This window comes from Streptomyces sp. NBC_01171, from assembly GCF_045039805.1.
Classification (GTDB): domain Bacteria; phylum Actinomycetota; class Actinomycetes; order Streptomycetales; family Streptomycetaceae; genus Streptomyces.
The window spans coordinates 4,948,630-4,967,859 of record NZ_CP108609.1 but is presented as its reverse complement, the minus strand read 5'-3'; the positions used below and the strand labels follow the sequence as shown (position 1 = coordinate 4,967,859).

Annotated in this window: 14 protein-coding genes; 9 read left to right on the top strand and 5 right to left on the bottom strand. The window is 73.2% G+C overall.

What is annotated here, in order from left to right:
• Positions 1–70: 70 nt before the first annotated feature.
• A complete protein-coding gene (locus OG448_RS22880; RefSeq protein ID WP_031182885.1) occupies positions 71–409 on the bottom strand; it encodes a chorismate mutase in 339 nt (112 codons plus the stop codon).
• A gap of 196 nt (positions 410–605) precedes the next feature.
• On the opposite strand from OG448_RS22880, the gene OG448_RS22875 reads away from it, so the two are divergent.
• Positions 606–1,499 carry a hypothetical protein gene (locus OG448_RS22875; RefSeq protein ID WP_405558902.1) on the top strand — a complete coding sequence of 298 codons (894 nt, stop codon included), beginning with the start codon at positions 606–608 and terminating at the stop codon, positions 1,497–1,499.
• Between the two features lie 15 nt (positions 1,500–1,514).
• Here OG448_RS22875 and OG448_RS22870 read toward each other — a convergent pair whose 3' ends face one another.
• Positions 1,515–2,714, bottom strand: coding sequence for an esterase/lipase family protein (locus OG448_RS22870; RefSeq protein WP_405558900.1), 1,200 nt, complete (start codon positions 2,712–2,714; stop codon positions 1,515–1,517).
• 302 nt (positions 2,715–3,016) lie between these two features.
• On the opposite strand from OG448_RS22870, the gene OG448_RS22865 reads away from it, so the two are divergent.
• Positions 3,017–3,934, top strand: a complete 918-nt coding sequence (locus tag OG448_RS22865; RefSeq protein WP_405556453.1) for a rhomboid family intramembrane serine protease — start codon at positions 3,017–3,019, stop codon at positions 3,932–3,934.
• A 100-nt stretch (positions 3,935–4,034) separates the two neighbouring features.
• Here OG448_RS22865 and OG448_RS22860 read toward each other — a convergent pair whose 3' ends face one another.
• The 3 genes from OG448_RS22860 to OG448_RS22850 all read right to left on the bottom strand — a co-directional run bounded on the left by OG448_RS22860 (position 4,035) and on the right by OG448_RS22850 (position 11,244).
• Entirely contained in the window at positions 4,035–5,498 is a 1,464-nt protein-coding gene (locus tag OG448_RS22860) for a glutamate synthase subunit beta (protein WP_405556451.1), read from the bottom strand.
• The gene (gene gltB / locus OG448_RS22855) at positions 5,491–10,095 is read right to left on the bottom strand and encodes a glutamate synthase large subunit (protein WP_405556449.1); all 4,605 of its coding nucleotides are present in this window, start codon (positions 10,093–10,095) and stop codon (positions 5,491–5,493) included. The genes OG448_RS22860 and gltB overlap by 8 nt, the downstream gene beginning before the upstream one ends.
• A 417-nt stretch (positions 10,096–10,512) precedes the next feature.
• A complete protein-coding gene (locus tag OG448_RS22850) occupies positions 10,513–11,244 on the bottom strand; it encodes a VIT1/CCC1 transporter family protein (protein WP_405556448.1) in 732 nt (243 codons plus the stop codon).
• A 263-nt stretch (positions 11,245–11,507) separates the two neighbouring features.
• Here OG448_RS22850 and OG448_RS22845 point away from each other — a divergent pair, with 263 nt between their 5' ends.
• Genes OG448_RS22845 through OG448_RS22815 form a run of 7 tightly spaced genes read left to right on the top strand, consistent with a single transcriptional unit; the run spans position 11,508 to position 19,216 of the window.
• The gene (locus tag OG448_RS22845; protein WP_405556446.1) at positions 11,508–12,659 is read left to right on the top strand and encodes an ADP-ribosylglycohydrolase family protein; all 1,152 of its coding nucleotides are present in this window, start codon (positions 11,508–11,510) and stop codon (positions 12,657–12,659) included.
• Positions 12,656–13,768, top strand: coding sequence for an ADP-ribosylglycohydrolase family protein (locus OG448_RS22840; RefSeq protein WP_405556444.1), 1,113 nt, complete (start codon positions 12,656–12,658; stop codon positions 13,766–13,768). The genes OG448_RS22845 and OG448_RS22840 overlap by 4 nt, the downstream gene beginning before the upstream one ends.
• A 7-nt stretch (positions 13,769–13,775) precedes the next feature.
• Positions 13,776–14,960: an ADP-ribosylglycohydrolase family protein gene (locus OG448_RS22835; RefSeq protein WP_405556443.1), complete on the top strand. Its 1,185-nt coding sequence runs from the start codon at positions 13,776–13,778 to the stop codon at positions 14,958–14,960.
• Complete coding sequence (locus tag OG448_RS22830) at positions 14,948–16,312, top strand: ADP-ribosylglycohydrolase family protein (RefSeq protein ID WP_405556441.1); 1,365 nt, start codon at positions 14,948–14,950, stop codon at positions 16,310–16,312. Before OG448_RS22835 ends, OG448_RS22830 begins: the two co-directional genes overlap by 13 nt.
• Positions 16,309–17,202, top strand: coding sequence for a ribokinase (rbsK, locus tag OG448_RS22825; RefSeq protein WP_405556439.1), 894 nt, complete (start codon positions 16,309–16,311; stop codon positions 17,200–17,202). Before OG448_RS22830 ends, rbsK begins: the two co-directional genes overlap by 4 nt.
• Positions 17,199–18,413: a CaiB/BaiF CoA-transferase family protein gene (locus OG448_RS22820; RefSeq protein WP_051720414.1), complete on the top strand. Its 1,215-nt coding sequence runs from the start codon at positions 17,199–17,201 to the stop codon at positions 18,411–18,413. Before rbsK ends, OG448_RS22820 begins: the two co-directional genes overlap by 4 nt.
• Positions 18,410–19,216, top strand: a complete 807-nt coding sequence (locus tag OG448_RS22815; protein ID WP_405556437.1) for an HpcH/HpaI aldolase/citrate lyase family protein — start codon at positions 18,410–18,412, stop codon at positions 19,214–19,216. The genes OG448_RS22820 and OG448_RS22815 overlap by 4 nt, the downstream gene beginning before the upstream one ends.
• Positions 19,217–19,230: the final 14 nt, after the last annotated feature.

The following is a 19,230-nucleotide window of genomic DNA, read 5'->3' as shown; positions in this document are numbered from 1 at the left end:
CGCCCCCGGCGGCCGACAGGGGCGGTTCGGTACACGGCATATGTCCGGCCCCGCGCCGGGCGCGCGCGGGTCAGGGGCGGGTGTGGGCGGAGTCCTCGGCGATGCGCTCGTGGTGCCGGATCACCTCGGCGACGATGAAGTTCAGGAACTTCTCGGCGAAGGCGGGGTCGAGGCGGGCGTCCTCGGCGAGGCTGCGCAGCCGCTCGATCTGGCGGGCCTCCCGGCCGGGGTCGGCGGGCGGCAGGTGGTGGCGGGCCTTGAGGCGGCCGACCTGCTGGGTGGCCTTGAAGCGTTCGGCCAGCATGTGGACGACGGCCGCGTCGATGTTGTCGATGCTGGCCCGCAGCCGCTCCAGTTCCTCGCGGGCCTCGGGGTCGACGTCACCGGTGCCGGTGTTGCTGATGGTCATGGGCGTCAACCCTAGGCCCTGCCGTCAAACTCCCGTCGTCCGCCCCGAGGGCGGGCGTCGCGGCGTCAGGTGCGTGCTCTCGGCGTGCCGGGCCTCGGCCCTCGTACTGGACGTACGTGGGGCGCGCGGCGGTGGCGGTGGCGGTGGCGGTTCTACAGTGGGAGGGGTGTTCCGGGCGACCTTCGGGGGTGCGGGCGTGGCGGCAGGCGGACCGGTGGAGCACGGCTTCCCGCACCTTCGGACGGTGCGGTCGGCGGTCACGGCGTTGTACCGGCGGCTGTCGGAGGACGGCCTGCGGACCTTCGCGGCGAGCGTGGCCCCGGCCGACGTGGCCTTCGGCGACGATGACGACCTGCATCTGGGCGCGCAGCGGGTGGCGCGGGAGCTGGTGCGGCACTTCCGGCTGCCGGACGCGCGGCTGATCGTCTGCTTCCGGGAGATGACGCACGCCGCCGACGTGGAACTCGCGGCGGGCCCGGAGTACTTCGTGGAGCTGAACGACCGTTTCCGCACCCACCGGCAGGACATCGGCGCGGCCCTCGCGCACGAGGTGGCCCATGTGTATCTGCACCGGCTGGGCCTGGAGTTCCCGACCACGGCGGAGAACGAGATCCTCACCGACACGGTGACCACGTACCTCGGCGCGGGCTGGCTGCTGCTGGACGCCTACCGGGAGCACGGCGAGGCGTCGCAGAAGCTGGGCTATCTCACTCCGGAGGAGTTCGGCTACGTCCTGGCGAAGCGGGCGGCGGTCTTCGGGGAGGACCCGGCGGTGTGGTTCACCAGTCCGCAGGCGTACACGGCGTACGTCGCGGGTCGCGACCGCGCGCGGGCGGACGAGCGGCGGGCGCCGCTGAGCGGGGCGGGCTGGGCGGCGCGGCGGCGTTACGCCCACGACCGGCGCGACACCGCCCGCCACGACACCGGCCGGCCCCGTCCGGATTCCCCCTACGAGTTCACCCCGGACGGGGCGGGGTGGAAGGTGTCCTTCCCGTGCCCGGTGTGCCACCAGCGCATCCGGGTGCCGGTGCGGGGCCGGGTCAGGGCCCGCTGCGGGCTGTGCCGGACGGTGCTTGAGTGCGACACCTAGGGACGCCGGGGCCGGTCAGTCGGAGAGGCGGTCCAGCAGCCAGGTGCCGAGTTCCTCGGTGACGGCCGTGTGCGGGGTCGTGGTGGAGGACCAGATGAAGTCGTCGACCTCGCTCTCGTCCGGGGCGAGCTCGCCCAGGTTCGCGTAGAGGTCCTTCTGCTGGTCCAGGTCGCGGAGGGCGACCGCGCTGACCGTGGGCACGAAGCAGATCTCCTCGTGCCGCAGGTCGACCTGGGCACCGACCTTCTTCAGCGCGTCGGCGAGGATGCCGTAGGAGCGCAGGGTGCCACCGGGGGCGCCGTCCATCTCGGGGAGGTCGCCGGTGGTGATGGTCTTCTCGGACGCGGGGAAGCGGCGCTTCAGCTCGGCGACGGTGACCTCGCGGCCCTGGGCCTGGGCGTAGAAGGTGGTGCCGGGGTAGACCCGCTCCGACTTCAGTACGGTCTCGCCGGGCGGTACGGCGATGCCGCTGCCGTCGCCCCGGCCGTTGGCGAGAGCCAGCAGGCGCGGGATGCGCGGCCATTCGCCGACCCGGGCCAGGTTCTCCAGGAACTCGCGGCGCTCGGGGGCGATGCCGTTCTGGCCGGTCATCGCGTCGTAGTGACGCCAGAGCATCTGGCGGGCGGCCGGGCTGTTCATCTGCCGGGCGAAGTTGTTGGGCACCGGGATGAAGTGCGCGAACGCCTGGAGGCCGATGGGGATGTAGGCGCCGCGGTGCGGGGTGTCGAAGGAGAAGTACACGCCGACGCGGTGGTCCGTGTGCTCGTGCTCCATCTTGGCGAGCGCGTAGCGGGTGACGAGACCGCCCATGCTGAAGCCGCCCGCCATCAGCGGTGCCTCGCCGAGCTGTTCGGCGCGGGTCCGCGTCACGGCCTCGGTGACGGTCCGGGCGTTGTCGAGGATCGAGGCGCTGCGCTCGTCGAAGCCGACCAGGATGACGTCGCGGCCCCGGCGGCGCAGCTCGGTCAGGAAGGGGTGGTCGCGGTCGAGGCCCGCGTACAGCCAGACGAGGTCGCTCTTGCCGAGGTTGAAGCCGTCGGCCATGATCACCGGGCGGACGATGCCCTGGTTGCCGTCGCCGTAGTAGACGTGGGCGAAGCCGCCTCGGAGCGGCCACTTCTCGTCGGGCTCCGGTGCGGTGTACCCGGCCGGGGGCGCGGTGGTCAGCGGGCCGGTGAGGGTGAACTCCCCGACGCCGCGCTCCGCCTGCTCCATCTGCTCGGACAAGGCCGGCTCCTTCCGGACCCGCGCACGGCGCAGCAGCCCGTCAAGTGCGGGCTGGGTGACTGCGATTGGCGCGGCGCTCCGGGACATCATCAGCACGCCCCCTGACCTGCGGAACGAGCCTCGCCGGTGCGTTCATCCGCACGAGTGCGGGGTGGGCGGGGCGGTGACGCGGCGTCGGGAAATCAGGTGATCACAGCCTGGGGCGCGGCGGTCGTGCGGTGATCCGATATTTTGTTCGGCGCCGTCCCCACCGGCTCGTCCCGAACACCCTTTCTTCGAAGGAGCCGGCCGTGACCGCCGAGTCCGCCGTGACCACGTGCTTCCGTCATCCCAAGGTGGAGTCGCACGTCCGCTGCACCCGCTGCGACCGTTACATCTGCCCGGACTGCATGCGCGAGGCGTCTGTCGGCCACCAGTGCGTGGAGTGCGTGCAGGAGGGCGCCCGCTCGATACGGCAGGCGCGGACCGCGTTCGGCGGCCGGATCAGCACGTTTCCGCTGGTCACGTGGGTGCTGGTGGCGTTGAACGTGCTCGCCTACCTCGCCGAGCTGGCCCGGCCCTCGGTCGTGGACCGGTTCGGGATGCTGGGCGCGGGCCTGGTCGCCCCGAACGGCGTCCACTACCTGTGGCAGTACCCGTACGACCCGGTGCTGGCCCCGGAGGGGGTGGTGGGCGGGCAGTGGGAGCGGCTGCTGACCGGCGCGTTCCTGCACATGCCGCCGGACGACGGGATCGGGGTGGTGCACATCGTGCTGAACATGGTGGCGCTGGTGAACGTCGGCCGGGTGGTGGAGACCCAGCTCGGCCGGGCCCGCTATCTCGCGCTGTATCTGCTCTCGGCGCTCGGCGGCTCGGTCCTGGTGCTGCTGATCGCGCCGGACGTGCCGACGGTGGGCGCCTCTGGCGCGGTGTTCGGCCTGGGCGCCGCGTACTGGGTGATGGGGCGCCGCCTCGGCTACGACATGCGGTCGGTCAACCAGTACATGACGGGCCTGCTGCTGTGGCTGGTGATCTCGGCCTTCGCAACCTCCTGGCAGGGCCACCTGGGCGGCCTGCTCGCGGGCGCCGTGGTCACCCTCGCCTTCGCCTACGCCCCGCGCGGCGACCGCCGCACCCTGATCCAGTGGGCCGCGTGCGCGGGGCTGCTGGTGCTGCTGCTGGGGCTGGCGGCGGTGAAGGTGGCCACGCTCACCAGCGGGACCGTCTGAGAAGGCGGCGGCGCCTGCCCGGGCGTCCGGTCGGGGACTGTCGGGCAGGCGCCGTCTGATGTTCCGTACGCCGTTGTACGGCACACCGGGTGTGAGGGTGTCAGACCGCCAGGGCGCGGTCGGTGGGGCGGATCGGGGCGGGCAGTTCGCTCGCACCGGTGAGGTGGCGGTCCACCCCGCGGGCGGCGGAGCGGCCCTCGGCGATGGCCCACACGATCAGGGACTGGCCCCGGCCCGCGTCACCGGCGACGAAGACACCGGGAACGTTGGTCTGGAAGTCGGCGTCGCGGGCGATGTTGCCCCGCTCGTCCAGCTCCAGGCCGAACTGGTCGACCAGGCCGTTCTCCCGGTCGGTGCCGGTGAAGCCCATGGCCAGGGTGACCAGTTGGGCCGGGATCTTCCGCTCGCTGCCCGGCTTGGGGGTCAGCTTGCCGTCGATGAACTCGACCTCGGCCAGGTGCAGCGCCTGGACGTTGCCGTCCTCGTCGCCCTCGAAGTGGGTGGTGGAGACGGCGTAGACCCGCTCGCCGCCCTCCTCGTGGGCGCTGGTGACCTTGTACAGCATGGGGAAGGTCGGCCAGGGCTGGTTCAGCGGGTGCCGCGCGTCGTTCGGGCGGGGCATGATCTCCAACTGGGTGACGGAGGCCGCGCCCTGGCGGTGGGCGGTGCCCACGCAGTCGGCGCCGGTGTCGCCGCCGCCGATGACCACGACGTGCTTGCCCTCGGCCGTGATCGGCGGGGCGACGTAGTCGCCCTCCTGGACCTTGTTGGACAGCGGCAGGTACTCCATCGCCTGGTAGATGCCGGTCAGCTCGCGGCCGGGGACCGGCAGGTCGCGGGCGGTGGTGGAACCGGCGGCGATGACGACCGCGTCGTACCGCTTCTTCAGGTCGCCGGCCTTGAGGTCGCGGCCGATCTCCACGCCGGTGCGGAACCGGGTGCCCTCCGCGCGCATCTGCTCGATACGGCGGTTGATGTGCCGCTTCTCCATCTTGAACTCGGGGATGCCGTACCGCAGCAGGCCGCCGACGCGGTCGGCGCGCTCGTAGACGGCGACCGTGTGGCCGGCGCGGGTGAGCTGCTGGGCGGCGGCGAGCCCGGCCGGGCCGGAGCCGATGACCGCGACCGTCTTGCCGGACAGCCGCTCCGGGATGCGCGGGGCCACGTCCCCGGTCTCCCACGCCTGGTCGATGATCGAGACCTCGACGTTCTTGATGGTGACCGGCTGCTGGTTGATGCCCAGCACACAGGCCGACTCGCAGGGCGCGGGGCAGAGCCGCCCGGTGAACTCGGGGAAGTTGTTGGTCGCGTGCAGCCGCTCGGAGGCGGCCGCCCAGTCCTGCCGGTAGGCGTAGTCGTTCCACTCCGGGATCAGGTTCCCGAGCGGACAGCCGTTGTGGCAGAACGGGATGCCGCAGTCCATGCACCGGCTGGCCTGCTTGCCGATGATCGGCAGCAGGGCGCCGGGGACGTAGACCTCGTTCCAGTCCTTGACGCGCTCGTCGACGGGACGGGTCCGGGCGACCTCGCGGCCGTGGTTCAGAAAGCCCTTGGGATCAGCCATTGGTCGCCGCCTCCATCATCTTCTCGGTGATCTCGGTCTCGGAGAGACCGGCTCGCTCGGCGGCGTCCTTGGCGGCGAGCACTGCCTTGTACGTGCTGGGGATGATCCTGCTGAAGCGCTCCACGGACCGGTCCCAGTCCGCGAGGAGCTTCTCCGCGACCGTGGACCCGGTCTCCTCGGCATGCCGGCGCACCACGTCGTGCAGCCAGGTCCGGTCGGCGTCGTCCAGCGGCTCGACCGCGTTCGCGTTGCCCGCGTTGACGTTGTCCGGGTCGAGGTCGATGACGTACGCGATGCCGCCGGACATGCCCGCCGCGAAGTTGCGGCCGGTCGGGCCGAGGACGACCGCGTGACCGCCGGTCATGTACTCGCAACCGTGGTCGCCGACGCCCTCGGAGACCACCAGGGCCCCGGAGTTGCGGACGCAGAACCGCTCGCCGGTACGGCCGCGCAGGAACAGCTCGCCGCCGGTGGCGCCGTAGCCGATGGTGTTGCCCGCGATGGTCGAGTACTCGGCGAGGTGGTCGGCCGCCCGGTCGGGGCGGACCACGATCCGGCCGCCGGAGAGGCCCTTGCCGACGTAGTCGTTGGCGTCGCCCTCCAGGCGGAGCGTGACTCCGCGCGGCAGGAAGGCGCCGAAGGACTGGCCGGCCGAGCCGGTGAAGGTGATGTCGATGGTGTCGTCGGGCAGGCCCGCGCCGCCGAACTTCCGCGTCACCTCGTGGCCGAGCATGGTGCCGACCGTGCGGTTGATGTTGCGGATGGCGACCTGGGCGCGCACCGGGTGCGCCTCGGTGGCGTCGGTGGCGGCCAGCGCGTCGGCGGCGAGCCTGATCAGCTCGTTGTCGAGCGCCTTCTCCAGCCCGTGGTCCTGGGAGACCACCTGGTGGCGGACCGCGCCCTCGGCCAGCTCGGGCACGTGGAACAGCGGCGCCAGGTCGAGACCCTGGGCCTTCCAGTGGTCGACCGCGCGCTCCACGTCGAGCACCTCGGCGTGGCCGACGGCCTCCTCGATGGAGCGGAAGCCCAGCTCGGCCAGGAGTTCGCGGACCTCTTCGGCGATGAACCGGAAGAAGTTGACGACGTACTCGGCCTTGCCCTCGAAGCGCTCACGCAGCACCGGGTTCTGGGTGGCGATGCCGACCGGGCAGGTGTCCAGGTGGCAGACGCGCATCATCACGCAGCCGGAGACCACCAGGGGCGCGGTGGCGAAGCCGAACTCCTCGGCGCCCAGCAGCGCGGCGATGACCACGTCCCGGCCGGTCTTGAGCTGGCCGTCGGTCTGGACGACGATCCGGTCGCGCAGCCCGTTGAGCAGCAGGGTCTGCTGGGTCTCGGCGAGGCCCAGCTCCCAGGGGCCGCCCGCGTGCTTGAGCGAGGTGAGCGGGGAGGCGCCGGTGCCGCCGTCGTGGCCGGAGACCAGCACCACGTCGGCGTGCGCCTTGGACACCCCGGCCGCGACCGTGCCGACGCCGACCTCGGAGACCAGCTTCACGTGGATGCGGGCCGAGGGGTTGGCGTTCTTCAGGTCGTGGATGAGCTGGGCGAGGTCCTCGATGGAGTAGATGTCGTGGTGCGGCGGCGGGGAGATCAGTCCGACGCCGGGCGTGGAGTGCCGGGTCTTGGCGACCCACGGGTACACCTTGTGGCCGGGGAGCTGGCCGCCCTCGCCGGGCTTGGCGCCCTGGGCCATCTTGATCTGGATGTCGTCGGCGTTGACCAGGTACTCGGAGGTGACGCCGAAGCGGCCGGAGGCGACCTGCTTGATGGCGCTGCGCCGGGCCGGGTCGTACAGCCGCTCCGGGTCCTCGCCGCCCTCACCGGTGTTGGACTTGCCGCCCAACTGGTTCATGGCGATGGCGAGGGTCTCGTGCGCCTCCTGGGAGATGGAGCCGTACGACATGGCGCCGGTGGAGAAGCGCTTGACGATCTCGGAGACCGGCTCGACCTCGTCCACCGGGATCGGGGCGCGGCCGGAGTCGAAGCCGAACAGGCCGCGCAGCGTCATCAGGCGCTCGGACTGCTCGTTCACCCGGTCGGTGTACTTCTTGAAGATGTCGAAGCGGCCGGAACGGGTGGAGTGCTGGAGACGGAAGACCGTCTCCGGGTCGAACAGGTGCGGCTCGCCCTCGCGGCGCCACTGGTACTCGCCGCCGATGTCGAGCGTGCGGTGGGCGGGCGCGATGCCGCTGGCCGGGTACGCCTTGGCGTGCCGGGCGGCGACCTCGCGGGCGATGACGTCGATGCCGACGCCGCCGATCTTGGTGGTGGTGCCGACGAAGTACTTCTCCACGAAGGCGTCGTCCAGGCCGACGGCCTCGAAGACCTGGGCGCCGCGGTAGGAGGCGACGGTGGAGATGCCCATCTTGGACATCACCTTCAGCACGCCCTTGCCGAGGGCGTAGATCAGGTTGCGGATGGCCTGCTCGGGCTCCATGCCGGGCAGGAAGGTGCCCGCGCGGACCAGGTCCTCGACGGACTCCATCGCCAGGTAGGGGTTGACCGCGGCGGCGCCGTAGCCGATCAGCAGGGCGACGTGGTGGACCTCGCGCACGTCACCGGCCTCGACCAGCAGGCCGACGTGCGTGCGCTCCTTGGTGCGGATCAGGTGGTGGTGGACCGCGGCGGTGAGCAGCAGCGAGGGGATCGGGGCGTGCTCGGCGTCGGAGTGCCGGTCGGAGAGCACGATGAGCCGGGCGCCGTTGTCGATGGCGGCGTCGGCCTCGGCGCAGATCTCCTCGATGCGCGCGGCCAGCGAGTCGCCGCCGCCGGAGACCCGGTACAGGCCGGAGAGGGTGGCGGCCTTGAAGCCGGGCATGTCGCCGTCGGCGTTGATGTGGATGAGCTTGGCCAGCTCGTCGTTGTCGATCACCGGGAAGGGCAGCACGACGGAACGGCAGGAGGCCGCGGTGGGGTCGAGCAGGTTGCCCTGGGGGCCCAGCGAGGAGCGCAGGGAGGTGACCAGTTCCTCGCGGATGGCGTCCAGCGGCGGGTTGGTGACCTGGGCGAAGAGCTGGGTGAAGTAGTCGAACAGCAGCCGGGGGCGCTCGGAGAGGGCCGCGATGGGGCTGTCGGTGCCCATGGAGCCGATGGGCTCGGCGCCGGCCTTGGCCATCGGGGCGAGGATGACGCGGAGCTCTTCCTCGGTGTAGCCGAAGGTCTGCTGGCGGCGGGTGACGGAGGCGTGGGTGTGCACGATGTGCTCGCGCTCGGGCAGGTCGCTCAGCTCGATCTCCCCGGCCTCCAGCCACTCGGCGTAGGGCCGCTCGGTGGCGAGGGACGCCTTGATCTCGTCGTCCTCGATGATGCGGCGCTCTGCGGTGTCCACCAGGAACATGCGGCCGGGCTGCAGGCGGCCCTTGCGGACGACCTTGGCGGGGTCGATGTCGAGGACGCCGACCTCGGAGCCGAGGACGACCAGGCCGTCGTCGGTGACCCAGTAGCGGCCGGGGCGCAGGCCGTTGCGGTCGAGCACGGCGCCGACCTGGGTGCCGTCGGTGAAGGTGACGCAGGCGGGGCCGTCCCAGGGCTCCATCATCGTGGAGTGGAACTGGTAGAAGGCCCGGCGGTCGGCGTCCTTCAGGGTCATGGTGGCGTGGTTCTCCCACGCCTCCGGGATCATCATCAGCACCGCGTGCGGCAGCGAGCGCCCGCCGAGGTGGAGCAGTTCCAGCACTTCGTCGAAGGACGCCGAGTCGGAGGCGTCCGGCGTACAGACCGGGAAGGTGCGCGCGAGGTTGTCGTCGGTGCCGAACAGGTCCGACGCGAGCTGGGACTCGCGGGCGTGCATCCAGTTGCGGTTGCCCTTGACGGTGTTGATCTCGCCGTTGTGGGCGACGAAGCGGTACGGGTGCGCCAGCGGCCACGACGGGAAGGTGTTCGTGGAGAAGCGGGAGTGCACCAGCGCGATCGCGGAGGCGAACCGGCGGTCGGACAGGTCCGGGAAGAAGGGTTCGAGCTGGCCGGTGGTCAGCATGCCCTTGTAGACGATCGTCCGGGCGGACAGGGACGGGAAGTAGACCCCGGCCTCCCGCTCGGCGCGCTTGCGCACCACGAACGCCTTGCGGTCCAGCGCGATGCCCTCGCTGACCCCGTCGGAGACGAAGAGCTGACGGAAGGCAGGCATGGTCGAGCGGGCGGTCGCGCCGAGCAGTTCGGGGGCGACCGGGACCTCGCGCCAGCCAAGGACGGTGAGGCCCTCCTCGGCGGCGATCGTCTCGATCCGTGAGACGACGTCGGTGATGCCGTCCTCGGGCAGGAAGGCGATGCCGGCGGCGTAGGAACCGGCGGCCGGGAGGTCGAATCCGGCCACCTCACGGAAGAACGCGTCGGGCACCTGGGAGAGGATGCCGGCGCCGTCACCGGAGTCGGGCTCGGAGCCGGTCGCGCCGCGGTGTTCGAGATTGCGCAGTACGGTCAGCGCCTGCTCGACCAGCGCATGGCTCGCCTCACCGGTGAGGGTGGCCACGAAGCCGACGCCGCAGGCGTCGTGCTCGTCGCGGGGGTCGTACATGCCCTGCGCGGCAGGGCGGGCATCCATGAAGGACCAAGCGCGGTCGGTCACGGAGTGCGGGGACGGCTGGCGCGTCGTACGCATCGGCTCTCCCGTCGTCGTCAGTGGCGTGTGGCAGGTGCCGAGGGACGACGCTGGCCCTCTGCTGGTGCGAAATTTCGTGCAGGTTACATGATGGAACGCTTGTCGGGAACCGGATACTCCGTTCCACCATGCGGACGCCACAGGGGGCGCGGCGGGGTGCCGTGGGGTACGGCGGGCGCCGCTCCGGGCGGCTGGAAAAGCGGGGTTTCACTGCTGTTTCGAGCGGGGTTCTGCGACTGGGCCGGACGAGTGGTGACCGGTCGGACCCAGGGGGCGGAAGAGGCGTCGTCGCCCGTCCCGCGAGTGCACCGCGGGCGCCGTTGCCCGCAGTGCTTACGGCTCATGCCCGACGGTCAAGCGTGCGAAACCCGCGAGTAACAATTATTTATGCGGCCCCCGGCATATGTCCAGGGTCTCTCAGCTCACAGCCGTGTCGAACAGGGTGCCCAGCGCGAAGGTGACACCCGCCGCCGCACCGCCGAGCGCGAGCTGGCGCAGTCCGCTGAACCACCAACTGCGGGCGGTCACCCGGGCCACCACCGCGCCGCAGCCGAACAGTCCGGCGAGTGCCAGCAGCACGGCGGGCCACAGCGCGGTCGCGCCCAGCAGATAGGGCAGCACCGGCAGCAGGGCGCCCAGCGCGAAGGAGCCGAAGGAGGAGACGGCGGCGGTCAGCGGGGAGGGCAGGTCGTCGGGGTCCACGCCCAGCTCTTCGCGGGCGTGTATCTCCAGCGCCTGCTCGGGGTCCTTCGAGAGCTGCCGGGCCACCTCGCGGGCAAGGTCGGGCTCGACACCTCGGGAGGCGTACAGCGCGGCCAGCTCGGCCTCCTCGGCCTGCGGATGCCTGCGCAGCTCACGGCGCTCGACGTCCAGCTCGGCCTGGACGAGTTCGGCCTGCGAGGCGACGGAGGTGTACTCACCGGCCGCCATCGAGAAGGCGCCGGCCGCGAGCCCGGCGAGGCCGGTGATCACGATCGTCTGATGGCCCACCGAGCCGCCCGCGACACCGGTCATCAGGGCGAGATTGGAGACCAGGCCGTCCATCGCGCCGAACACGGCGGGCCGTAGCCAGCCGCCGTTGACATCACGGTGCGTGTGGTTGTCGCGGTGCGCCTCGTGCAGCGCGGCCCCGGTCTCGATGACGGCCATGAGGACCCCCGGTAAGCTGAGCCAAAGCTAACTTTGGACTGATTCTACTTTTCGAACGACCGCCAATCTACGGTGATTCCCGCCCCGCCGCCAGCAAGGCCAGGCTGGGCTAACCTCCGGCGTCCTCCCAGCTCAGGCATCCAGGGCGGGGATTTCCCGGTACCGAGCGGGTGATGGCGGCGGCCCGGAGGCTAGGGCACCGCCCCTCGGGTGGGACACATCCGCAAAGGGCCACGCGGTCCTGGCGAAGGAGGGTCCCGCCCATGGCATCGAACGCACCCGCTTCCCCACTGCCCGCCCCCACCGGACCCGGACTCCGCGAGCGGGCGCGCGGCGCGCTGCTCGGCCTGGCCGTGGGCGACGCGCTGGGCGCCCCCGCCGAGAACCTGAAGCCCTCCGAGATCCGCGCCCGCTGGGGCCGCATCACCGGGTACGTCACCGACCGGCCGTGCGGCACCGACGACACCGAGTACGCGATCTTCTCCGGGCTGCTGCTCGCCCGGCACGGCTCCGCGCTCACCCCGGCCCATGTGGAGGCGGCCTGGCACCAGTGGATCGCCGACCGGGCCGAGGGGCCCTTCCGGGGGGCGGGGTTCAGCGAGCGGGGCACGCTGGAGAACCTGCGCCGGGGGCTGGCGGCGCCCATCTCGGCCCAGCACCGGCACGCCTGGAGCGACGGGCTGGCGATGCGGGCGGCGCCGTTCGGGGTGTTCGCGGCGGGGCGGCCCGCCGAAGCGGCGCGGCTGGTGGCGATCGACGGCTCGGTCAGCCACGAGGGCGAGGGCATCTACGGCGGGCAGGCGGTCGCGGCCGGGGTGGCCACCGCCATGGCGGGCGCGGAACCGGCCGTGGTGATCGCCGCCGCGCTGGCCGTCGTACCGGACGACTCCTGGACCGCCCGCTCGCTGCGCCGGGCGGTGGCCGTCGCCCACCGGGGCGAGCGCGCGGTCCGCACGGCGGTGGTCATCGGCGGCTACCCGTGGACCGATCTGGCCCCCGAGGCGGTCGCCCTCGCCTTCGGCGCGTACGCGGCGGCCGACGGGGACTTCCGGGAAGCGGTGCTGACGGCCGTCAACATGGGCCGGGACGCCGACACCACGGCGGCGGTCGCGGGCGCCCTGGCCGGTGCGACCAACGGGGTCGCCGCCATCCCCGGCCTGTGGGCCGCCGCCATTGGTCCGGCGCGCGGCAGGTGTCTGCCCGCCATGTCGGGCCACCACATTCTCGACGTGGCCGAGCTGCTGACCCCGGAAGAGGGCGGCAAGTGGGGCGAGGGGGTGGTGCTGCCGGACCTGTTGCCGGACGGGCTGCGGCCGGCCGTGGAGCCGCCGCTCACCCTGGTGGCCAGTGTCGTGGAGACACCGTTCCCCCGCGCCGCGGTCGCGCGGAACGCGGACACGGAGGCCCAGTCGTGACCCGGCGGATCGAGGGGCTGCTGCTCGGGCTCGCCGCCGGGGACGCTGCGGGCTGGCCCGCCGCCCGGCACCGGGCCGCCCGGATGCCGGAGTGGACGCGGCGGCTGACCCGCGAGCTGGACACCTTCGCCGAACAGAACGCCACCACCACGCTGCCGGTGCCCATCGCGCTGAACCAGCCCCCGGAACCGCTGCGCCTCGGCCCCTCCGACGACGCGGAGTGGGCGGCGTTCGCGGCGGAGGCCGTACTGCGGGCCGGGGACGACGTGCTCGGCGACCTGAGCCGGGACCGCCGGATACGCGCCGCCATCGACCTGACCTGGAGCGCCGTGGCCTCCGAGGTCGCCGCGGCGGCCGAGCGGGCGCCGGAGATCGAGTCGGCCGTACTCCCCCTGCGCGCCCGCATCTCGGTCCGCGCCGGCCTCGGCAACCTCGCCGCCGGGCTGCGCCCGCCCGCCACCGGCCACGACAACCCGCACTACTTCGACGACGCGGCCTGCGTACGCGCCTGCGTGCTGGCCGTCGCCCACCCCGGCGACCCGGTGCGCGCCGCCGACCTGGCGGAGTTCGACGCCCGCTACACCCAGGACGGCGACGGGGTGCACGGCGCGCGGGCGATGGCGGCGGCGCTGGCCACCGCCCTGTCCGGCGCGGGCGCGGACGCGTGTGTGGCGGCCGCGCTGGACGAGCTGCCCGAGGGCACCGAGATCGGCCGCAACGCCCGGCACGCGCTGGCCCTGGTGACCGCCACCGACACCGCGTTCGCCCTGGTCCCGCTGCTGGAGCACCAGATCGTGGACCACGTCTACAGCTACGGCATCGCCGCCGCCGAGACCGTCCCGGTGGCGCTGGCTCTGACCCTCGCGGCGGCCGGGCGGATCGCGGAAACGGTGCCGGCCGCCGCCTGCCTCTCCCGGGTCGCGGACTCCGCGCCCGCGCTCGCCGGGGCGCTCTGCGGAGCGCTGGGCGGCGGGGATTGCGTCCCGGAGGCGTGGCGGCACTCCTGCCGGACCCTCTCCGGCTGTGCGCTGCCCCGGCTGACCGGCACCGATCTGGTGGAACTCGCCGGGCTGCTGGAAGCCGCCCAACCGACCCGGCCAGGGGGATGATGCGGGCATGACGCCGAAAAGTGATGAAATCTCAAATTCCGGTGCGATCGGTCTGGACGAGCGGATCACCGGCGCCCTGCTCGGGGCCGCCGTGGGGGACGCCCTCGGCGGCCCGGTCGAGGGCTACAGCCCCGACCAGATCGTCGAGCGCCACGGCGGCCGGGTGCACGGGATCGTCGGTCCCTGGAACGGCGACGACTGGCGCACCGCGCGCCCGATCGCGCCGTACCACAAGGGCGACGGGCACGTCACCGACGACACCCTGATGACGCACGCACTGATCCGGGTCTACGCCCGCGTCCGGGACCACCTCGACGCGTACGCCGTCGCGGAGCACCTGGTGCCGGACCTGATGACCGAGCCGCGCTGGATTCCCGAGCTGGAGGCGGAGGCGCTGCCGCTGCAGCGAATCTTCCTCGCGGAGAAGTGGCTGGTGGCCCGGATCGCGTACGGGCACGTGGACCCGCGCGAGGCGGGCACCGGCAACATCGTCAACTGCGGGGCGGCGATGTACATGGCGCCGGTCGGCCTGGTCAACGCGGCCAACCCGGCGGGCGCGTACGCCGAGGCGCTGGACGTGGCCGGCGCCCACCAGTCGTCGTACGGACGTGAGGCGGCCGGGGTGTTCGCGGCCGCCGTGGCCGCCGCCTGCGCGCCGGGCGCCACCCCTGACTCGGTGGTGGCCGCCTGCCTGGAGCTGGCCAAGGACGGCACCCGCGAGGCCATCGAGAAGGTCTGCGAAGTGGCCGCCTCACACGGCGACTTCGAATCGGCGCTGCTCCCGCTGCGCCAGGCGGTCGCCCCGTACGACACGGTCGGCCCCGACTACCGCGCCCCCTCGCTCGGCGCCCGCCGCCCCTCCCGGCTGCACTCGATCGAGGAACTCCCCGTCGCACTCGGCATGTTGGTGGTCGCGGGCGGCGACCTCCGGCACGCGGTACTCGGTGCGGTCAACTACGGCCGGGACTGCGACTCGATCGCCACCATGGCCGGCGCTCTCGCGGGCGCGCTCGGCTCGCCGGTGCCCGAGGACTGGGCGAAGACGGTCGCCGAGGCGAGCCGCCTGGACCTGTGGGCCCCGGCCCGCGAGCTGACCGAGGTCGCCCGCGAGGTCTTCGTACGGGACACCGGGCGACGCCGGGCGCACGAGCGGGCGTTCGCCGCACTGGGAGGCCCGGCATGCTGCGACTGACCTGGGTGCAGCCCGAGGACCTGGTCGGCCACGAGCTGCGCCAGGCCCGCCTGGACGGCCGCAACGCCACCCGCATCGAGGCGCGCTGGCGTGCGGCGGGCGGCCCGGACGCCCCCGAGCGCGCCGGAGCCTCGCCGGAGCCCGCCTCCCGCTACCTGCGACTGCTGGCCGAGGACCTGCTGGACGAACTGGCCGAGCTGCCCAGCGAGTCGGCGGAGCTGGAGCCGACCGCGCTGGACCGGATCACGGCCCTGTGCCCCGGCTGGCCCGCCTCCCCCGTCGCGCGTACAGCCCCCGCTCCGGACGCCCTGGAGGCCGCCTGGCTGGGCCGCGCCATCGGCTGCCTGCTCGGCAAGCCGGTGGAGAAGCTCCCGCTGAACGGCATCCGTGAGCTGGCCCGCGCCGCCGGCAACTGGCCGCTGACCACGTGGTTCACCGCCAAGGGTGTGCCCGGGGACCTGCTCGCCCGGCACCCCTGGAACCGCCGCTCCGCCCCCACCTCGCTGGCCGAGAACATCGACGGCATGCCGGAGGACGACGACCTCAACTACCCCCTGCTGGGCCTGCTCCTCCTGCGTCGCCACGGCCGCGCCTTCACCACCGACGACGTGGCCCGGCTCTGGCTGGACGAACTCCCGCCCGGCCGCGCCTTCACCTCCGAACGCGTCGCCCTGCGTAATCTCCTCGCCGGGGTCGAGCCCCCGCACACGGCCCGGTTCCGCAATCCGTTCCGGGAGTGGATCGGCGCCCTGATCCGGGCCGACGTGCACGGCTGGACCAACGCGGGCGATCCGGGGGCGGCCGCGGCTCAGGCACACCGGGACGCGGTCCTCACCCACACGGCGACCGGCGTGCACGCGGCGATGTTCGCGGCCGCCGTCATCGCCGCCGCCTCCAGCGGCACCCAGGACGTGCACGCCTGCCTGCGCACCGGCCTCACGGTCGTCCCGCCCGCCTCCCGGCTGGCCCGCGCCGTGACCCACGCCGTCCAACTGGCGCAGGAGGAAGCCGACTTCGACCACGTGGTGGACGAACTGCACGCCCTGTACAGCTCCACCCATCACTGGGTGCACGCCCTGCCCAACACCGCCCTGATCGCCGCCGCGCTCACCCACGCCGACGGCGACTTCACCGGCTCGGTCTGCCGGGCGGTGTCGGGCGGCTGGGACACCGACTCCAACGGCGCCACGGCCGGCTGCGTCGCGGGCCTCCTCGCGGGCGCCCCCGACGCGCTGCCCGAGCGCTGGCGGGCCCCGCTGAAGAACCGGCTCGCCACCACGGTCGCCGACTTCGACGGCACCGGCTTCGACACCCTCGCCCGACTCACCCACCTGGAGGCGACCCGCCCATGACCCACATCGTCGTGCTCGGCAGCACGAACATGGACCTCGTCACCTATGTCGCCCGGGCTCCCCAGCGCGGTGAGACCGTCACCGGGCGGGAGTTCCGCACCATCCCCGGCGGCAAGGGTGCCAACCAGGCGATGGCCGCCGCCCGCGCGGGCGCCACGGTGTCGCTGATCGGCGCGGTCGGCAACGACGCGTACGGCGTCCGGCTCCGCGACAACCTCGAACACTCCGGCGTGGACACCGACTTCCTGCGCACGGTCGAGGGCGCGTCCGGCACCGCGCACATCGTGGTGGACGACGAGGGCAACAACGCCATCGTCGTCGTCCCCGGCGCCAACGGCACCGTCGACCACCTCTCCCCCGGCGACGAGGGCCTGATCGCCTCCGCCGACGCCCTGCTGCTCCAGCTCGAAGTACCGCTCCCGGCGGTGATCGCGGGCGCGGAGGCGGCGCGGCGGCACGGGGTGCGTACGGTGCTCACCCCCTCCCCCGCCCAGCCGCTGCCCGAGGAGCTGCTGAGCGTGACCGACGTGCTGATCCCCAACGAGTACGAGGCCGTCACCCTGACCGGCCGCACCGACCCCCTCGACGCGGCCGTCGGCCTGCTCGACCTGGTGCCGGAGGTGGTGCTCACCCTGGGCGAGGCGGGCGTGCTGTACGTGTCGCGCGACACCGAGCCGCTCGCGGTGCCGGCGCACCAGGTCGCCGCGGTGGACTCCACCGGCGCGGGCGACACCTTCGCCGGGGCGTACGCGGTCGCCGTCGCCGAGGAGAAGCCGCTGCGGGAGGCGCTGTCCTGGGCGGCGGCCGCGGCCGCGCTGTCGGTGCAGCGGGAAGGCGCGTCGGCCTCGATGCCGTACCGCCCCGAGATCGAGGCGCAGTACACCGCATGAGCGCCGACCGCCCCGACGACGCCACCCGCCCGCCGCTGGACGGCCTGCGGGTGCTGGACCTGGCCACCCTGTTCGCCGGTCCGCTGGCCGCCACCATGCTCGGTGACTTCGGCGCCGAGGTGATCAAGGTCGAGCATCCGCTGCGGCCCGACCCGTCCCGCGGGCACGGCCCGGCCAAGGACGGCATCGGCCTGTGGTGGAAGATGCTCGGCCGCAACAAGCGGACCATCACCCTGGACCTGTCCCGCCCCGGCGGCCGGGACACCCTGCTGAGGCTCGCCGCCACCGCCGACGTGGTGATCGAGAACTTCCGCCCCGGCACCCTGGAGAAGTGGGACCTGGGCTGGCCGGAGCTGTCGGCGGCCAACCCCCGGCTGGTCCTCGCGCGAGTCACCGCCTTCGGGCAGTTCGGCCCGTACGCGCACCGGCCCGGCTTCGGCACGCTGGCCGAGGCGATGAGCGGCTTCGCGGCCCTCACCGGCGAGCCGGAGGCGCCCCCGACCCTGCCGCCCTTCGGGCTCGCGGACTCCGTCGCCGCTCTGGCCACCGCGTACGCCGTGCTCACCGCGCTGGCCGCCCGGCAGCGCACCGGCGCCGGGCAGGTGGTGGACATGGCGATCATCGAGCCGATGCTCGCCATGCTTGGCCCCCAGCCGACCTGGTACGACCAGCTCGGCTACGTCCAGGAGCGCACCGGCAACCGGTCCGCGAACAACGCCCCGCGCAACACCTACCGCACCCTGGACGGCTCCTGGGTCGCGGTCTCCACCTCCGCGCAGTCGGTGGCGGAACGGGTGATGCGCCTGGTGGGCCGCCCGGAGCTGACCGACGAGCCCTGGTTCGCCACCGGGGTGCAGCGGGCCGCGCACGCCGACGAACTGGACGAGGCGGTCGGGAACTGGATCGCCGCCCGCCCTCGCGACGAGGTGCTGGCCGCCTTCGAGAAGGCGGAGGCGGCCATCGCCCCGGTGCAGGACGTACGGGACGTGTTCGAGGACCCGCAGTACCTGGCGCTGGACACCGTCACCACCGTGGCCGACCCGGACCTCGGCCCGCTGCGCATGCAGAACGTGCTCTTCCGGCTCTCCGCGACCCCCGGCGCGATCCGCTGGGCCGGGCGCGGACACGGCGCCGACACCGACGCGGTCCTCACCGAGCTGGGCCTCGGCCCGGCCGAGATCGGCGCGCTGCGCGAGGAGGGGGCGCTGTGACCCCGCTGACCTGGCTGTACGTCCCCGGCGACCGGCCGCACGTGGTCGACAAGGCGCTGGCTGCGGGCGCCGACGTGGTGGTGATCGACCTGGAGGACGCGGTCGCCCCGGACCGCAAGGAGTACGCCCGCGCGGCCACCGCCGAGCGGCTCGCCGACCCCCAGCCGGTCCCGGTCCACGTCCGCCTCAACGGCCCCGAAGGCCCCTGGGCGGCGGCCGACCTCGCCGCCCTGGCCGACCTGCCGGGCGCCTCCGGGCTGCGGCTGCCCAAGGTGGCCGTGCCCGAGCAGATCCGCCGTACCGCCGGGGCGACCGCGCTCCCGCTGTACGCGCTGCTGGAGTCCGCCCTCGGCATCGAGCACGCCTACGCCATCGCCACCGCTCATCCCTCCCTGCGCGGCCTCTCCCTCGGCGAGGCCGACCTCCGCTCCGACCTCGGGGTACGCGCCGACGCGGGGCTGGACTGGTGCCGCTCACGGGTGGTGGTGGCCGCCCGCGCGGCCGGCCTGGCCCCGCCGCCCCAGTCGGTGCATCCCGACGTACGGGACCTGGACGGGCTCGCCGCGTCCTGCGCCCACGGCCGCGCCCTCGGCTTCATGGGCCGCGCGGCGATCCATCCCCGCCAGCTCCCGGTGATCGCGCGGGCCTACCTTCCCACTCCGGAGGAGGTCGCGGAGGCGGAGACGGTACTGAAGGCGGCGGCCGCCGAGCAGGGCGCCCTCGCCCTCCCGGACGGCCGCTTCATCGACGCGGCGGCGGTGGCGCAGGCCCAGCGCATCCTGTCGATGGCCGGCGGCTCATGAACACGCCGAAGGGC